The organism is Pseudomonas sp. H11T01 (assembly GCF_048515765.1).
In the GTDB taxonomy this organism is placed as follows: Bacteria; Pseudomonadota; Gammaproteobacteria; order Pseudomonadales; family Pseudomonadaceae; genus Aquipseudomonas.
In genome coordinates, this window is the sequence record NZ_JBLYED010000023.1 from 59,064 (window position 1) to 75,571 (window position 16,508).

General features: G+C 59.9%; 15 protein-coding genes and 1 pseudogene. 1 reads left to right on the forward strand and 15 read right to left on the reverse strand.

Features of this window, described 5'->3' with window-relative positions:
* Window positions 1–63 precede the first annotated feature (63 nt).
* The 3 genes from ACN1C3_RS25550 to ACN1C3_RS25560 all read right to left on the reverse strand — a co-directional run bounded on the left by ACN1C3_RS25550 (window position 64) and on the right by ACN1C3_RS25560 (window position 5,615).
* Window positions 64–1,134 carry an SCO family protein gene (locus ACN1C3_RS25550; RefSeq protein WP_419118524.1) on the reverse strand — a complete coding sequence of 357 codons (1,071 nt, stop codon included), beginning with the start codon at window positions 1,132–1,134 and terminating at the stop codon, window positions 64–66.
* A gap of 19 nt (window positions 1,135–1,153) precedes the next feature.
* Window positions 1,154–3,904 (reverse strand): multicopper oxidase domain-containing protein, encoded by a 2,751-nt coding sequence (locus ACN1C3_RS25555; RefSeq protein WP_419118551.1) that lies wholly within the window; start codon window positions 3,902–3,904, stop codon window positions 1,154–1,156.
* A gap of 241 nt (window positions 3,905–4,145) precedes the next feature.
* On the reverse strand, window positions 4,146–5,615 hold the full coding sequence (locus ACN1C3_RS25560) for a sensor histidine kinase (RefSeq protein WP_419118525.1): 1,470 nt from the start codon (window positions 5,613–5,615) through the stop codon (window positions 4,146–4,148).
* Between the two features lie 564 nt (window positions 5,616–6,179).
* On the opposite strand from ACN1C3_RS25560, the gene ACN1C3_RS25565 reads away from it, so the two are divergent.
* Window positions 6,180–6,551 carry a DUF6124 family protein gene (locus ACN1C3_RS25565; protein WP_419118526.1) on the forward strand — a complete coding sequence of 124 codons (372 nt, stop codon included), beginning with the start codon at window positions 6,180–6,182 and terminating at the stop codon, window positions 6,549–6,551.
* Between the two features lie 122 nt (window positions 6,552–6,673).
* On the opposite strand, the gene ACN1C3_RS25570 is transcribed toward ACN1C3_RS25565, so the two are convergent.
* The 12 genes and pseudogenes from ACN1C3_RS25570 to ACN1C3_RS25625 all read right to left on the reverse strand — a co-directional run bounded on the left by ACN1C3_RS25570 (window position 6,674) and on the right by ACN1C3_RS25625 (window position 16,435).
* Window positions 6,674–7,252, reverse strand: a complete 579-nt coding sequence (locus tag ACN1C3_RS25570; protein WP_419118527.1) for a type II secretion system protein — start codon at window positions 7,250–7,252, stop codon at window positions 6,674–6,676.
* On the reverse strand, window positions 7,227–7,601 hold the full coding sequence (locus ACN1C3_RS25575; RefSeq protein ID WP_419118528.1) for a type II secretion system protein: 375 nt from the start codon (window positions 7,599–7,601) through the stop codon (window positions 7,227–7,229). Before ACN1C3_RS25575 ends, ACN1C3_RS25570 begins: the two co-directional genes overlap by 26 nt.
* Before the next feature lie 4 nt (window positions 7,602–7,605).
* The gene (locus ACN1C3_RS25580) at window positions 7,606–8,076 is read right to left on the reverse strand and encodes a type II secretion system protein (protein ID WP_419118529.1); all 471 of its coding nucleotides are present in this window, start codon (window positions 8,074–8,076) and stop codon (window positions 7,606–7,608) included.
* 3 nt (window positions 8,077–8,079) lie between these two features.
* A complete protein-coding gene (locus ACN1C3_RS25585) occupies window positions 8,080–9,924 on the reverse strand; it encodes a secretin N-terminal domain-containing protein (protein ID WP_419118530.1) in 1,845 nt (614 codons plus the stop codon).
* On the reverse strand, window positions 9,921–10,451 hold the full coding sequence (locus ACN1C3_RS25590) for a hypothetical protein (protein ID WP_419118531.1): 531 nt from the start codon (window positions 10,449–10,451) through the stop codon (window positions 9,921–9,923). Before ACN1C3_RS25590 ends, ACN1C3_RS25585 begins: the two co-directional genes overlap by 4 nt.
* On the reverse strand, window positions 10,448–10,999 hold the full coding sequence (locus tag ACN1C3_RS25595; protein ID WP_419118532.1) for a GspMb/PilO family protein: 552 nt from the start codon (window positions 10,997–10,999) through the stop codon (window positions 10,448–10,450). The genes ACN1C3_RS25590 and ACN1C3_RS25595 overlap by 4 nt, the downstream gene beginning before the upstream one ends.
* A complete protein-coding gene (locus ACN1C3_RS25600) occupies window positions 10,986–11,531 on the reverse strand; it encodes a PilN domain-containing protein (RefSeq protein WP_419118533.1) in 546 nt (181 codons plus the stop codon). Before ACN1C3_RS25600 ends, ACN1C3_RS25595 begins: the two co-directional genes overlap by 14 nt.
* A gap of 1 nt (window position 11,532) precedes the next feature.
* Window positions 11,533–12,336: a hypothetical protein gene (locus ACN1C3_RS25605; protein ID WP_419118534.1), complete on the reverse strand. Its 804-nt coding sequence runs from the start codon at window positions 12,334–12,336 to the stop codon at window positions 11,533–11,535.
* The gene (locus ACN1C3_RS25610; protein ID WP_419118535.1) at window positions 12,317–14,029 is read right to left on the reverse strand and encodes a GspE/PulE family protein; all 1,713 of its coding nucleotides are present in this window, start codon (window positions 14,027–14,029) and stop codon (window positions 12,317–12,319) included. Before ACN1C3_RS25610 ends, ACN1C3_RS25605 begins: the two co-directional genes overlap by 20 nt.
* Window positions 14,030–14,111: 82 nt before the next feature.
* Window positions 14,112–14,645 (reverse strand): response regulator, encoded by a 534-nt coding sequence (locus tag ACN1C3_RS25615; RefSeq protein WP_419118536.1) that lies wholly within the window; start codon window positions 14,643–14,645, stop codon window positions 14,112–14,114.
* A 258-nt stretch (window positions 14,646–14,903) separates the two neighbouring features.
* Window positions 14,904–15,170, reverse strand: a pseudogene (locus ACN1C3_RS25620) (peptidylprolyl isomerase); the annotation flags it as partial.
* 23 nt (window positions 15,171–15,193) lie between these two features.
* On the reverse strand, window positions 15,194–16,435 hold the full coding sequence (locus ACN1C3_RS25625; RefSeq protein ID WP_419118552.1) for an ABC transporter substrate-binding protein: 1,242 nt from the start codon (window positions 16,433–16,435) through the stop codon (window positions 15,194–15,196).
* Window positions 16,436–16,508 lie beyond the last annotated feature (73 nt).

A 16,508-nucleotide genomic window follows, 5' to 3' on the forward strand; every position in this document is an offset into this window, starting at 1 on the left:
ACGCCCCGTCAGCAGTAGAAAATCATGACTTACAACAGGGCCCGCAGTCATAGTATTTTGCCTCTACTGGATCATAGGCTGGATTTTCGGCTCGTGGCCGGAATGATCCATATGATCCATATGATCCATTTGGTGCACATGCGTCTCGGCTGCCTGAACCACTGGCGGGTGCTGGCGGTCGGTCTCTTCCTGCAGGTACGTCAGCACCGCTGCAGCGGCGGCCTCGTCGAGGCGCAGATTAGGCATGGACACCCGGTTGTAACGCTCGAACAATTCCAGCGCCAGCGGGTCCTTCTCGGCCAGCAGTCGGTCGGGCTCCCTGATCCAGCGACTGAGCCAGAGCGGATCGCGCTGACGGGTCACGTCCAACAGATCGGGGCCTATCGAACGCAGACCGATGCCCTGCCCGTCCATCATCCCCAACGTATGGCAGGAAGCGCAGCGGGTGCGGAACAGCTCCTCACCCATGCTCGGTGGGCGAATTTGCGGCGCATCGGCGTAGCTGCCCTCTTGGCTTGCGACCTTCCAGTTCTGCAGGCTGTTGCCCAGCTGGTCAGCCAGAATCCACGGATTTTCAAACGGTGAGGCTTTCATCCAGCGGCCGGTGGCCTGGTTGCCGACAATCAGACTGAGGTTGTGATCCTTGCTGCGGCCGTTGTCGACGCCTTCGATAAACAGGCCGAGTTTTTGCCGTAGCTGAGTAATCTCTTCCTGGTCGCCGGTCATGAACAACCAGCCCGGCGCAACCTTGAACTTCTGCGCATAGTGTTTGAGGACCGGCGGTGTATCGGTCTGCGGGTCGATGCTGATGGAGTAGAAAAACACATCACGCCCTACCCGCTCGCCCAACAACTGTTGGACCTGGCGCAAGCGGGCGGTCTCCAGCGGACACGAGTCGGTGCACGAGGTGAAGATGAAGTTGATCACCACCACCTTGTCCTTGATCAGGTCGTCGAAAAAGTGCAGCTGTCGGCCATCCTGATCAGTCAGCAATGTATTGGGAAAATAGGCCGCCCCCCAGGGCGTGGCCGATGGCACGTCATCGGCCAGCGCCAGGCTGCTCAGGGCACAGGTCAGGAGCATCAGGGCTCGCTGCGTCCAGACTGTCCAGCCATGCTGACGATTGAGTTGCATGACATCGCCTCCTCGGTGGCTAGTTGCCAGCCTTGACTTGGACCTGCGGACCGAATCCATCACCGGTGCGCAAAGTCGGCAACGCAGCGGAGTTCACGTACCTGACACCATCCCAGGACGGCAACGGCGTGGGCATCAACTGGAACTGTCCAGGGTGTTCGAGATCCCAGCGCAGTAGCATCGAGTTGTCCTCATGCTGGGTGTTATGACAGTGCTCCATGTAGGTGCCGGCAAACTCGCGGAAGTTGATCACGAACTCGACGTTATCCTTGCCATCGTCTTCGCTGCCGATGCGATAGACGTCCTTGCGCGCCCACTTTTCCCACTCCGGCGGGGCCTTGCCACCGCGGCTGAGAATGATCCCCTCCTCGAAGTGCACGTGCACCGGATGGCTCCAGCCATTGCCGCCGTTCTGGATCTTCCAGACTTCCAGGGTGCCGTCGCCGCTGAAGCCGGCGTCCTTCGGGCCTTGGGCCAATTGGGGCGCCGCACTGATCCGGCGAGGGTCCATGTTAAAGCCCTTGCCACCGTCGGTCTTGATGGTCCAGGGCGCCAGATCGGTGCCATCGGAACGACCAAAGGTAAAGGTGCGATGCCGAGCCAGTTTGAGCCGGTCCATATCGGCCACATTGTCTCGGTGAAGTTTCAGCTCGATCATGGTTCTGCCTGCGGGCTTGCCGGGTTTGGCCGGTTCGTAGGCTGCGGGGTCCATGGCCAGATCCTGGCCGGTGTAAGCCTTGACGTTCAGTTGTAGGATCTTGCCCACCGCCGGGTCGCCTTTGTCCCATTGCGGCCCTTTGCTGCCCTGCTTGATCACCGCCAGGTATTTCTCCGACAACACGTCGGCCAACGGAATATCTTGCTTGGGACCTTTACCGGTCTCATGTTCCTTGAGATTGAGCAGGAACAACTTGTCACCGGGCTTGATGCCGTTTTTCGCGAAATTGACAATGATGTCGAAACGTTCGGCAATGCCTTGGGTCGGGAGGATCGCGTTGTGGTCCTGTTTATCGCCATCGCCGTCCAGGTCCATGCTGCCGTCGAACGGCACGCTGTGTTCCATAAGGTTGCCGTCGTTGGCGATCATGTGGAACGGTACCCGGCTGTAGGACAGTCCTGAGCCTTTGGGTCCCTGGAATTCACCACCACTGCCTTTGATTTCCCGTACCAATGCCAGCTTCAGGTAGCGCGATATCGAGCCGTTGAGTATCCGAAAGCGATAGCTGCGCGCACGCACGTTCAAGTAAGGCTTGTACTGCCAGTTGACCAGGACCTGATCACCCAGAAAGCCGTCGGTGTTGAAGGGGTTGAACCAGAGTTGACCGTTCTGATCCCAGGCCTTGTCGGCGATCATCAGGTTAACGTCATAGTCGCGGTTGCCCCAGGGCAGGGCCGAGCCGCTGGGCAAGCGCAGGTTGACGCCATCGTTCACAGCTTCGTTGCCGCGATCCAGTGCGCTGTAGTAGTTCATCATCGCCGCGTTGCCCTTGTAGACGTTTTGCGCGGTGAAATCGAGCATATGGTCGTGGAACCAATGGGTACTCATGGTCTCGCGCCAGTCACCGCGAATCTTGATGGTGCCGTGGTCGCAGGTCTTGAGCCCCGGAGTGCTGTCGTTGACCCAGAGGGTCTCGCCCGGCGCACAAGGGAACGCCGCCCGTGGATCTTCGGCGCGGGTATTGATGCTGTCATACCCAGCCAACTGGATCGGCCAGCGATAGTCGTAGAACTGCCCCGGGAAGAAAAACGCATTGGCATAACCATCGCTCTCGGCCGGGGTATGACCGTTGTGTTCGTGGGTACTGATGGTGTGCAAACCGAAACCATGGTTGGCCGCGGGGTCGATGGGCAAGGCGTTGTAATGGCGCATGAGCAGTGGCTGGCCGTAACGCACCATCAACAGCTTGGGTGGCAGCGTACCGTCGAAGGTCCATACGGATTTGTGATTCTGTATCGGCATATTGGGGTGAAAGCGCGAATCGACGCCACGGGCAGTGCCCTCGGTGTTCGGATAGCCGGCGGTGTTGTGGTACAGCCCGCCGGGACCGAATTCGCCCACGGCATAACCGTGCATCTGCCGACTGTCACGCACGCCGCCGTTGACCCGCGCGCCAGACTGTACGGTTTTGTAGGCCGCCTGCGGATAAAACTCGTTCCAGCGTTGATGCGACCAGCCTTTTCCTGGCGGCCGACCTTCAGCTGAGGAGCCGACATGACGATTGAGAAAGTACTCGATCTGCGCCTGCCAAGGGTTGCGATCGACCACATTGGAAAACTGGCTGGGGAACGGCGTCAGCCCCGGTTGACGCAAAAAGGCATCGATGGCACTGCTGGGCGGGGAGCTACGCGCGACGCTGAGCGGATCCTGCTCTGGCGCCGGGCCCTTGCTGGCAACCGGAAAGGCCATGGTTGCGGCCGGGATGGTCGGATCAAGACGCTCCGGGCCGAATTCCTCGAACAACAACACCTGCTGAGTGAACGGCTGGGCACCGAACAGCGGGCTGGGCTTGCCGTTGGTGGGGTAGTTGAAGCTGGTCTGCACCGCCGGTGGCAGTTCATTTTCGGCTCGAGGGGTGTTCTTGTCACCCTCGACGCCGTTCGGCAAATCGAACGAGCCCTTGTTGGCCTCCGGCATGGTCAACAGGCTGTTCAATGCCTTCACGGGGTCCTGGGCAGGATTGTTGTACGCGGACGGATCCGTTGGCGACGGCGGGTTGACGTCATCAATGGGACTGGCATAGAGATCCAGGCACCCCATCAGCATCAACATCACACCCGAAAGGCGCCACACAGTGGCTCGAAAAAAGCTTGAACACGGTTGCCTGTCCATCCTTGTCACCCTGAAATCGTACGGGGGGTAAATGCAACTGAGCAAATACCTCGCCAGAGTCGTGACAAAATATGTACAGATCAAAAAATCAATACAAAACAAATGATTAGAAAGTAATCCAGACTAAACAACAGGGGGGAAAACTGGGGAATGGGCCCCATAGGCGGGGAAACACTTACACCTAAGTTGAGCAACGGGTTTGTGCTGCCACCTTGAATCGCAGGCTCACGCAAGTGCCCTGCTGTTCGCGACTGTTCAAGGTGACCGAACCGCCGAAGCGCTCCATGATGCGTTTGACCAGCATCAAACCGACCCCCAATCCGCCCTGTTTGGTGGTAAAGAACGGCTTGAACACCATGCGTTTCTGTTGCGCATTCATGCCATTGCCAGTATCGGTGAGGGTCAGCCACAGACCCCCGGCGTTTTGCTGGATCCCGATGCTCAGCACCCCGCCCGCGCTCATGGCTTCCAGCGCGTTGGCGATGACGCTGTTGAGTATCTGACTGAGCAATACCTCCTGGCTGAGCACCAAAGGCACCTGCCCGGGTTCGAAGTTCACCTGAACCCTGGCTCGGGCGATCTGTTGTTCGAATGCCTGAAGGCTGTCACGCACGGTGGCCACCAGATCCACCGCGTCGGCCTCTTCATTGATCGGGCGTAGCGACTGCAGGAGCTCGCGAACCCATTTCGACATGCGGTCTACCTGGTTGACGATGTCGGTGATGTTCTTGTGCGCCGGACCGGTTTCAATGTCTTGTGCCAACTCGGCACTCGAGCGAATGGACGCCAATGGATTGCGCAGGCTATGGGCGACCGCCGAGGACATCTCGCCGAGGGCGACGAAGGTTTCATTGGTGATCAGTTGCTTCTGCTGTGCGGCCAGCAAATCCGCGGCGCGGCGCATGAGCCAATACAGACCGAAATAGATCAGCGCGCCACTCAGCAGCGTCGCCAGCCAGACCAGGATCAGCCCGCGTGTCATTCGGATAATCAGATCCTTGGGCTCCTTGTAGACCTCGACCATGGCCATGACCTTGTTTTCGTCGACATCGAAGAGCGGAATGTAGTTCTCGATGAAAAACAACTCCGGGGCAACCGGAAATTTCTGCTCCGCCCGGGCGTGGTCGATGTCATGGTAGCTGGTGAAAACATTGGTCTTGAGACGAAAGGCCTCCTCGAGATCAGCGTCATCGATGATCCGCTGGCCAATCAACTGCGTATTGGTCGACCAGATGATCGTCCGGTCAGGCGCGTAAACGTTGGCCAGCAACACGTCCGGCAAATGCTCGACATGGTCGAAAAACTGCCAACGCGAGCTCATCCGCTCTTGCACGACGATGTCGGGGTAGTCCTTGTCCTGGCGCGGATCGAGCAACTCACCCATGGTCCGCACGTTCGGTATCGAGACGTACCGCACCTCCGTCGAAGCGATGGCCTGGATGAACTGGGCAGTCAGCAACGCATCACGCTGGACACTTTCAACCACCACAAAGCGGGTGGAGAGCCCCCCCAGCACCAGTACCACCGAGCCAACGACGACCAGGCTTACCCAGGAAAACCAGCGCAGCAGGATGAAGCGCTGTTGCGCTTCATCGGGTTGCTCTTTGGTCGCTTCCGGATCGAGCGAGGCAGCGTGCTCGTGTGTCTGCATGATGGATGTTCCGGGGGCATTTGCATTGGTTATAGCTCAATGCGCAGCGCTGCGTCGGCTTCGTCCGCCCCCGTTTGTCCCCCAACCCAGGGGGCAGCCACCCAGTCCCGGCAAGACTGCGCCGCTCCGTTGATTCTTCAGCGATCATGAGCGCTCCCTTAGGGTGGCGAAGCGGTGGGTGCCAAAACTCAGAAAGGCCGGACGGTGCAGCAGATTTTCCAGATCTCAGATTAGTAGTCTCTGACCCTCCACTGCACTACACCAACTTGCGCCATTGCCTACACATCCCCCAGAATCGCCCCGCTTGTGCACCTTGCCCCACGCTACTAAGGTTCTCCAGTCGCTGCCCATCAGCGATCGGGTTTAGTCGCCCGTGGTTTTCCAAGGTGCATAGCGCTCCAATCAGTCAGGTATTTCCTATCCCTGCACTTGATGGTGGCTGTGCGCAGGGCGCCCTCGGGCGCGCCGGTTTCTTGGATCCCCGGTCGACTAACCTGCGTACAGCCGCCACCCCTTCGTTTAGTCGCGAATCGGTGGCAGCTCCAACATTAAGGATCCGAGAAAATGTTTAAAGTCACCCCCAATCCCCCCGAAACCCCAAACGTTTCGCCCGACGAATCTCTCGATTCGAAAAAGCTCCACGAGGCCGTACAACAGCCCCTCGATCACTACCTGACCCCGCCGCCATCGGACAAGCCACGCGCAATCAACGACCGTCCGCCGCAGTTCTTCACCGTCGCCCCGGACATCAACCCCGAAGCCTTGCTGGCCCACGCCTATGAAACCTTCTGCTCGGCCAGCACCCTGACTCTGGATTTGTCCGATGACCTGGAAGGCAAACACCGCAACCTCGCCCTGGCGATCTATAGCCTCATGGAGTTAGGGTTGTTGTTGGTCGAAAAAATGCTGGATCGCGAGCATTCGGTGAAGGTGTAGGCAGAAGGAGTGCCCGTCGGCTTAAAGTAATGAGGCGCCGGGCACATGACCTTAGGCCGGCTGTAAGGCCGCCATCACGCCCAGAGCCTTTCCGCCAACACGGTTTTGCCTTGTCCGGTTCCTCATTGACTCATCGGACTCATCGGACTGGACGGACTCAGCGGACTCAGCGGACTGAGCGGACTGGACGAGCCTGTCGCCGCGCCACCCGCGTTGTCGAGGAAGCCTTTTTGCGCGACGAACTGCCAGTCTGAGTAATGGTTCATGCCGTTGAAATCGACCCATTCGATGGGAAAGCCAGCCTGCTTCAGCGGCTGCTCCTGGGACTGGCTGTAGACACCGGTAATGCGGTTGTCGAAACCACGCAATAAACCCCATTCACCGGTGCTGCCGATCGGGTCCGGATAGAGCCGGCGCAAGTGCCGTTTGGGGAACGGAAAGCGATGATCTTCGAGCAGTTCTTCCAGCTTTTCAGGGTACTGCGCCAGGCCCGGCGAACTGTGGTAATAACTGAGCAGCGCCTGGGCGTACTGATTACCGACCCAGAGCAGTTCGCGCTCGTGGTCGCGGCGGGCGACGTTCGACCAGACCTGGCCGGTGCTGGCCAATGCCGCGCCCATCAAGATGATCAGAAACAGCACGCCCAGGTAGGTGTACCCCTGTTGACGTTGCCCACTACCACTCCGAATAGAGGCTGCCATCACGCGCCCTCCCGGTAGCTCCGCTCTTGACATCGGCGACCCCGCCGGCAACGCCGCCCGGTGGTGACACCAGTACCCAGAGATCCTTGCGTTGAGTGATCGGGTCCAGCGGCTGGCTGCGCAAGTAGCGCTGCTCCACCAACTGGTCGATGGAATCGGGATAATGCCCGGTGTCGCCGTAGTAGTGATCCAGCGCCTCGCGCATCACCGCCAGGCTCTGGCGCAACGTGGTTTCACGGGAGTTTTCCAGGCTGGTGAAGTAGCGCGGCACGGCAATCGTCATCAGCGTGGCGATGATGGCCATGACCACCAACAATTCGATCAGGGTAAAACCTTTGCTCTGGCGCATACGTTCACCACTCTTTGTAGGCGATGCCGTTGAGGCCTTTGCCTGGGGCCCGCGAATACACGTCGAAAACGTCTTCGCCTTCATGTGGACTCTGGGCAGAACTGTCATAGGAGCGCAGTCCCCAGGCGTCCCTGTCGTTGTGCTTGGCCGTGACGAAGGGATCACGCGGCAGACGTCGCAGGAAATAGAACTTGGCGCCCTTGGCGCTGCGCATGTCACGCACCCCGTCCACCAGCACCTGCAGGCTGGGCGGAAAGCCGTTGCTTGTGACGGACTTTTCGATGTACCCGGCATCGGACGCACGCTTGTAGGCATCGATGGCATCGCGAATCTGATACAGCGCGGTCTTCAGTTCCTGCTCCTTGCCCCGCCGCACCACGGTTTCGGTCAGGGGCGCAGCGATACCCGCGAGCAGCCCGATCAGCGCCAACGTGACCACCACTTCGATCAGCGTGAACCCTTGGCTGCACTTCATGATTCAAGGCCTCGCAGTGGTGTGCAATGCTGCCAACGGTGCGGCGTCAGGGCCCGGTTCAGTCAACTCGGACGGCTCCTTCGAACGGTCCAGGTTCTGGATATGCATGCTGGTCTCAGTGCCGGTCGGGAACTCCATGTCCGAGGGGCTTTGGTAAGGCAGGTTGCGCACGATCCGTGGAGTGATCGACAGCACCAGTTCGGATTTGCCCACTGAATCCTTGTTGCTGCCGAACAGCCGTCCGAGCCCAGGAATATCCCCCAGCCCCGGAATCTTGTTACCGGTGGCGCCATGGTCATTGCGCACCAGGCCGGCCAGCACCTGGGTTTCGCCATCATGCAGACGCAGGGTGGTCTGGGCGTTGCGGGTATCGACCTGGACCGGGATCGTGCCCGCGCGGGTCGGTTCCAGCGGCGTGGCGTTGCTGACCTCGAGGGCGATCTTGATCGCCACTTCGTTGTTCAGGTGGACGATAGGTGTCACTTCCAGTTTAAGACCGACATCCAGGTAGGTGACGCTCTCGGTGATCACCGGTCCCTGGGTCGAAGGCATCGACGTGGCGCTGATGATCGGCACCCGTTGACCGATGTGGATACGGGCCTGCTCGCGATTGCTGACGCGAATGACGGGGCTTGCCAGGGTGTTGATGTCGTTGTCCAGGGCATTGATCTTCAATTGCGGTGACGGCGACATGGAGATCCGCCCGGAATTTATGCCGCGCAGTTGATTGAGAATGCTCACCCCGGTGCCGTCGCTGTTGATCACGCCAAAGGTGTTCGGCCATTGCAGGCCGAGGTCGAGAATGCGTTGCCGGGACACTTCCATGACCTCGACTTCCAGCACCACTTCGGGGTTGGACTGATCCTGGGACTGCAAGAGTTTTTCGGCCATGCGCACGGCATCGGGGGTATCGCGCATGCTCAGGGTATTGAGGCGTTCATCGACGAATACATCGCGAGTCTTGAGCATGGTTTTGACCATGTTCAGCGCCGTGTTGGCGTCAATACTGGTCAGGTAAAAGGTGCGCATGACCAGCTCTTGATAGTCTTTGATCTTCTGCGGTGAGTCGGGATAAATCAGCAGCGTGTTGTCGTTGACCACCTTTTGATGCAGTTGATTCTGTTGCAGCAGCAGCTCCACCGCATCCTCGATGCGGACATCGCGCACGAAGATAGTGGCTTTCATGTCCGGACGCAGGTCTTTGTCGAAGATAAAGTTCAGGCCTGCGACCTGGGACAGCACCTCGAAAATGGTCTTCAGGCTGGCGTCACGAAACTCCAGAGTGACCGGGCGATCCATGCGCATGCGCAGTTGCGGATAAGGGACAACGTTGCGGCTTTGTATCTGTTCGATGTTGTGACGCAGTTCCAGCGCGCTTTCGTTTTTCGGATCGAGGGCAAGAATGTCGTGAGCCTGACGCTCGGCACCGATCACGTCGCCCCGGCGCAAGTCGGCTTGCCCCTGACGCAGATAGTCATCGACATTGCGCAACTGTTCGAGCTGGTGCAGCGCATCGCGGGCGCGAACGTTATTGGGTTCGATGGTCAGCACTCGCCCGTAGCTCAGTCGCGCCGAAGCGAAGTCACGCATGGCACGATCCTGATCGGCCTCAATCAGCAGCGCCCTGACCGAACGCGCATGGCCGGCACTCAACGCAAGGTTCAGTTCGGTATCGCGAGGGTACTTCTGCAACCCTTCCTCAAAACGGGCCAGTCCGGCCTCGTATTGACCCTCTTCAATCAGGGCCATGCCCTGTTTTCTGGCGGAGGTGGCACCGCATCCGGCCAGGCTCACGCAAACCGCGAGAACCAGGCAAGGCATGGGCGAGACCCAACGGAGAGACTTCATTGTGCACTCCCTACAGACAGAGTCTGGGACAGATTCAAGGGCAGGTAGACCAGGCTCAGCTCCGTGGCGGAGATGTGCTCGATCCGATAGGTAGCGTCGATAACGTCGCCGAGCCGCACGACGTAGAGTTTTTCGCCGTTCTGCAGGAACACCTGCAGGTCGCGGCGATCGTCCATCCGACCGATGAACTGAAAAGGCAGTGGCGGCGCGCTCGGTTCGACTTTCGTTTGCAGTGCCAAAGCGGCTGCAGCGGCTGCTTCGTCGGTCAACGTTGCCTGGGTTGGCGCAGGCGTCCAGCTCTTGGCTGCAAACAGGTCGCGGCTCATGTTCAGGGATTTTGCCGCAGCGGCTGCGGCCTTGTCCGCCACTGCGCCGGAGTGAGTCTTGCCGGCTCTGGTGGTTGTGGCTGCGGTTTTTGTCGCGTCGGCCGGAGATTGCGCGTCGTCGAAAAACATCCCCGGCCCCCAGGCGAGCGCACTGGCAATCGTCAGGAAGGCAGCCCAGCCAAATGCACGTTGTCTGTTCATTTGGACCTCGATAGATACAGGGTCATGCGGATGCGCCCAGTCAGTTCGCTGTCGGCGATACGCTTGCGTTGAAAGTCGACATCCTCGAGCACCAGCGCCGGCAACTGACCTAACAATTCGTGAAGGAAGCGACGCAATTGTGGGTAGCTGCCGCGTACCGGCAGGAGAATCTGATAACGCGCCAGGTGCGTCTTGGGATCGACCCCCAGGGCGTACTCGCCGCGCGACAGGGTGATCTGCTGTTCGGCGGCCAGCGCGTAGATCCGGTCGATGGCCACAGTGGCTTCGGGCTGCGCTGGCAACTGCCGGTGAAACTCGTCCAGTTGACGCTGGGGCACTACGGGCGCGATGGCGCTGCCCTGTTCGATACGCACCAGATAGTCATCGGCTTCAAGACTGCGTTGACGAACGTTTTCCAGGGCCTGCCAGCCAGGCAACAAGCCCACCGCCGCCCACGCCATGACCAACACCATCAGCGCCGCTCCTGCAAGCCCGGGCCAGCCGAGGTTCTGCAGTTGCTCGTGGACGATCAATCTAGGGATTGGCATCGTTGATCTCCCAAGTGGCCGATAGGTTGAATTGCACTGCGTGATCGGGCGATTGCGTGAGGATTTCGTGATTGAGCAACGACACGTCGCTCAGCTCTCCGCTGCTCTCCAGACGCCGGTGAAAATCCAGCATGGCCTCCAGATTGCGCGCCTCGGCACTGATCCTGACCTGGCCCTTGTGCGCATCGGGAGTCAGCGAGAGCAAGGCGACATCCTCCTGCGGCAGCGACTCAAGCATGGCGAACAAGCGTTCCCAAGGCCTGCGCATTTGCTGTGAGACCTGGCGCATCTGGGCCAGATTCTGTTCCTGTTCACGGCTTTCGGCAGGCGTCAGGCCAGCCTTGCCGGGAACATCGCCGCCCAATTGGTGTTGGGCCTGCTGCAGCTGTTGCTGCTGGAGTTGTTCCTGTTCGTTGAGGTGCCGATACAGTGCGGCGCAGGTCAGTGCCAGCAGGACACTGACGAGCAGCAGGCTGACGCCGAGAACCGGAATACGCCGACGTGGCTGGAAGTCGAGCAGTAGCGGGCGCATGTCAAGCCACCGCCCGGGACATGGTAAACAACACATCACGCACTGGCGCCGAGACCTGGGCTTCGAGGGACAATTGCACGCCGATCAGATCCGGCAAATCGTTCAGACGTCCCGGTGCGTGCAGGTAAACGCTCAAGGTCGGTGCGTCAGGATTGTCCTGTAGTTCGCACTGACGAGCGATAAGCGCCGTCAGGGCCTCGTCGCTGTCAGTACAGCCCGTCGAGTGCACCGCGTGCCACTGACCGGCACGCTTGAGCAGCAACACGCTGCGCAGCGGTTCAGCGACCACGAAGAGCAAGTCGCCCTGCCGCAATTGGCGCTGGAACCGGTTGAATGCGGTCATCAAATAGGGTTGGACCGAACGCAGACGAAGACCATGTTGAGTGGCCATCGTGCGCAACCTCAGCAGAAGCTCCTGCGGCAGGGCCGCGGCGATCCGGCTCGAGCCCGCAGCTTCGGGAGACAGCGTGACGCTCCATGGTTGAGCCGACACGCCGTAGATATCCTCGAAGCAGGCCTGGGCATAAGCGAGTAATTCCTTTGGACTGTTGATCTGTTCGCTCCAGGGGATCAGGCAATAGCGCTGGTAATGCGCCGACAGCACCACACTCAACTCAGCGCCCTGTGGCGCATGTTCGCTGAGCAGGTGCTCCAGGGTGTCCACAGCCAATGACCAGTCCACGTAGCGCTCGCCGATCAGGCCAACGCTGCCCAGCCAGTGGTTTTCTTGGCCGCGCCGGCGACAGAGGCCAATACCGTTGGCACCCAGCACGGCGATATAACGATCACGCGACAAAAGTGACACGATTGATTTCCTCCAGTGTTGTGCGCCCTTCGCGCACCAGTTCCAGCGCCGAGCTGCGCAGCAGACGCAAGCCTCGGCTGCAGGCCACGGCCTTGATTTTCGGCAGGGGTTGGCGCTCGACGATGAGCTGACGGATTTCGTCGTCCAGGTGCAGCAGTTCAGCGATGGCGGTACGTCCGCGATAGCCTGTGCCACGGCAATGACTGCAGCCGACGCCGTGGACGAAGCGGTAGTCCGCCACGGCCTGCGGGTCGAGCCCACTCGCCAGTAGTTCCTCGTTGTCCGGAGTACGCGGGACCGCACACGCCGGGCACACCAGACGAATCAACCGTTGGGCCAGCACAGCATTGAGTGCGGAAACGAAGCTGTAGGGGTCGACCTGCATCTGGCTGAAACGGCCGATGACGTCGAACACGTTGTTGGCGTGAATGGTGGTAAATACCAGGTGCCCGGTGAGTGCCGACTGCACGGCAATCTGTGCGGTATCGGGGTCGCGAATCTCACCCACCATGATTTTGTCCGGGTCGTGGCGCAGGATCGAACGCAGGCCACGAGCGAACGTCAGGCCTTTCTTTTCGTTGACCGGGATCTGCAACACGCCTGGCAACTGATATTCCACCGGATCTTCGATGGTGATGATCTTGTCCACGCCGTGGTTGATCTCGGTGATCATCGCGTAGAGCGTGGTGGTCTTGCCGCTACCCGTGGGGCCGGTGACGAGGATCATTCCATAGGGTTCGGCGGCCAGTCGGCGCAGGCTGCGCAGGGTCTCATCGGCGAAACCCAGGGCCTGCAGCTGTACACCGCTGACCCGGTCGGCCAGGTCCTGTTTATCGAGGACCCGCAGCACCGCATCCTCACCGAAGATGCTCGGCATGATCGACACCCGAAAGTCGATCTGCCGGCCGCTGATGCCGATCTTGAAGCGCCCGTCCTGAGGCACGCGCTTCTCGCCGATGTCCAGTTCGGCCATGACCTTGATCCGCGAGATGACCTGGTCAGCGAACTCGCTGCCTTGAACTTTGCTGATGTTGTTGAGGACGCCGTCGACCCGGTATTTGATCACCAGCCCGCTACCGGTCATGCCCAGATGGATGTCGCTGGCATGTATTTTCAGCGCATCGTAGAGCGTGGAGTTGACCAGTTTCACCACGGCGCTGGCGTCTTCACTGATGCTGGTCAGCGACAGGCTGTGCAGGGTGTCTTTTTTGTGATCGTTGGCGCCGTCGGCCTGGGCATCCAGCGCATCGACGGCGTGAAAACTCTCTTCATGTCGGGCCAGGCAGGTCTTGAGGTCAGCTGCATGGACCAAATAGAGGGGCGCGCCCTGCAGGCAATCATCGATCCAGACAAGGCGCGACGGATCGAAGGGATCGGCGAACACGCCGAGCAATTGATCGCCATGCTGCAACAGAATGAATTCGTGCTTGAGCGCCTGGGCCAGACTGACCCGATCGAACATCGGTGTGGCCTTGAACAGGCTTTCGCTGTCGAGTACCGGGTAACGCAGTGTGGTACCCAGGCAGCGCACGAAGGCTGCGGGGTCCAGTTCGCTGAGGGTTTCCAGTGCTTGCAGGGCTCGCTCGCCAGAGCTGGCGGCGAGGGCTCTGGATTGAGCCAGTTGCTCGCTGGTGAATCGTGACGGTGCACGAACGGTCGATACCGGTTCGGCAGCCAAAGACAGACGCTCCATGACCTGTACTCCAACGTCCCGGGGCTATTGCCCATTCGGCGCGGCAGGTCATCGGCGGGGGCCTTGAACGCTTATCGCGCCACTATTCCCCGGTAAGCAGTGGCTCGTCGTTGACTGGTGGCGAGAGCGACGACATTCGTCTGCGATCCGCCATTAACCAGCTACCGTCGTACAACTGCAGGGGGAAATTCTCATTCCTGCTCTGACGTCGTTCGACAAACCCTTCCGACATGTTTGCCCCTGCTCGAGGCTCGCGGCGTATACCCACCAGGTCACAGACTGCACGGGCCAGTTCCGCCAACGGGAACGGTTTGAACAGGATATGGCTGACACCCAGCTGCACGGCGCGCTCACAGACCTCATTGGTCGGATGCGCAGTAATCAGCACGAAGTGGCAGTCCCTGTGTTGGCGGACAGCGTCGAGCACCTGAAAACCGTCCATATCGGGCAAACGGAAATCGAGCACTACAACATCGGGTGAAAAGCCCTGAACCATTGCTACGGCTTTTCCACCGTCATGGGCGACTCGGACTTCCAGGCCTTGAGCCTCGAGATACGCTCCGAGGTTCTGCGCCAGGATCTGTTCGTCTTCGACTACCAGTACTTTGTTTAACAAGGCAGACTCCTTGAAACTGTTCAGATCCGATGTCGAACCTGGGAGTGCGTACCGTACTTAGGCTTACGCACGCTTCATGCCAGGCTTGACGCTGGATTTATGCTCTTGATTTCATAAGAAATTTTTTTCCGCTGTAGCCTGCTTCCCCCAGAGCTGGGGCAGCATGCGGGCCTGTCCAGAACCTTTCCCCAATGTTGGGGAGTACACCTGAGGACCTCCAATCCGTTTGGGGACAAACCTCAGCAATCGTCAATTCGTTCAACATGACTCACCGATCGCAAACGCGCCAGAGCATTCTTTTGCGCCTGGGTCTGGGCCTGCCCGGCCAGCCAGATAGATCCTGGCCATGGCAAGCCGCTGCTCCCGTTCGACATATTGTCGGCGCTGATGGTTCTCCATGACAATCAACTGCCAGCCAAATTTTGTTTGCACCGGATCACTGATCTCTCCCGCTGACAGGGAAAAGTCCATGGCCTCGAACTCGGGCACCCTGATTGAGCGCGAAAAATAGCCAAAATCCCCACGTTCATCCTGATCCGGCCTTGCCCCTAGGGCGTCGTGTCGAGCGGGACATAAGGGGCCACCGAATAGAACTGCAGTAGCTCCAGATCGACGGTGACAATATGGGCTCCGCTGAGCCCCATGCGTTTGCCCCGCCCGAAGCTGACCCGCGGAGTCAGGCCGGTGTCGAAGTCGTGCAGACTCTCCAATGCCTCGATCAAGGTCTTGCGACTGACATTACGGCCAGCCCTTTTCAACGCTTCGCCAAGCAGCGTCATCGAGCAATACGCGCTCACCTGCATCACCGCATGCTGACCATCAAGACCCTGACGCTGACGCAGATGGGTCAGGGCCGAGCGCCCTGGTGCGCTCCAGTCGCTGGGTATGAAGGGAAAGGCTAGAAACAAGCGTCTGGAAAACGCCTCGGGCAACTGCTGGACATCGCCGGCCACTTGACTCGAAGCGGCGAACAGGTACGGCGTCAATCCGACGCTGTGCAGACGGCCGGCCAGTTCACTGAAGTGTTCACCACTGCCCAGATAGAACACTGAACTGACATCGCCGGTCGCACCGATGACGGCGGCGCGCTCGTCCTGGGAATACACCAGGCGTCGCACCTGCTGCCAGCCATGACCCTCCAGGTATTGCTGCAGATTTTGCGCCTGGGTGTCCAGCGATCCATCATCGGGGTAGACGATCAGAGCCGGGCCTGCGGTCAGTGCCAGATGATCGGCTGCGTAATTGGCCAGCGCCTTGAACTGCTCGCCAATCCCCGGCAGCGGCTCGAAGATCTGCCGACTGGACGCACTGGCGCCGAGCAGTGTCTGCGGCCCCACCAGCGGTACTCCAGCCTCCTCCAGCAGCGCGGGCAAGCGTGCGTCGAGGGCCGGCACCAGCGGAGCCACCAGGGCAAACACCTGTTCGTCTTCGATCAGTTTGCGCAACGCCTGCTCGGCGCTGGCCAGGTCCGGTCCCGGGTCGACAATGCTCAATTGCAGTTGCCGCCCATGGATGCCGCCCGCCTCGTTAATGCGCTCGATGCTGTCGCGCAACACCGCGGCAACGGTGTGACCCGGTTCCGCCAGTGGCCCGGTGCTCGGCAGCAAAGTACCGAGCCGCAGTCGATCGTTCTCCAGGCCAGGATCACGGTCGTCCTCCAGCTGTTTCAGGTAGGCCGCCTGGCTGATCTGGTCGGCGCTCGACAACACGAGCCGGGGCATCGCCGGGTCGAGCCGAGGCGTCAGTTCGACAGCCGCGGCCGACATGCTCAGGCAAATCAGCAGAATCATGCACCGGCGGGCCGTGAGCCACATGGCGTTCACCTGTTCTCAGTGCCCGGCTACAGGCAGGGTGAGCAATTGC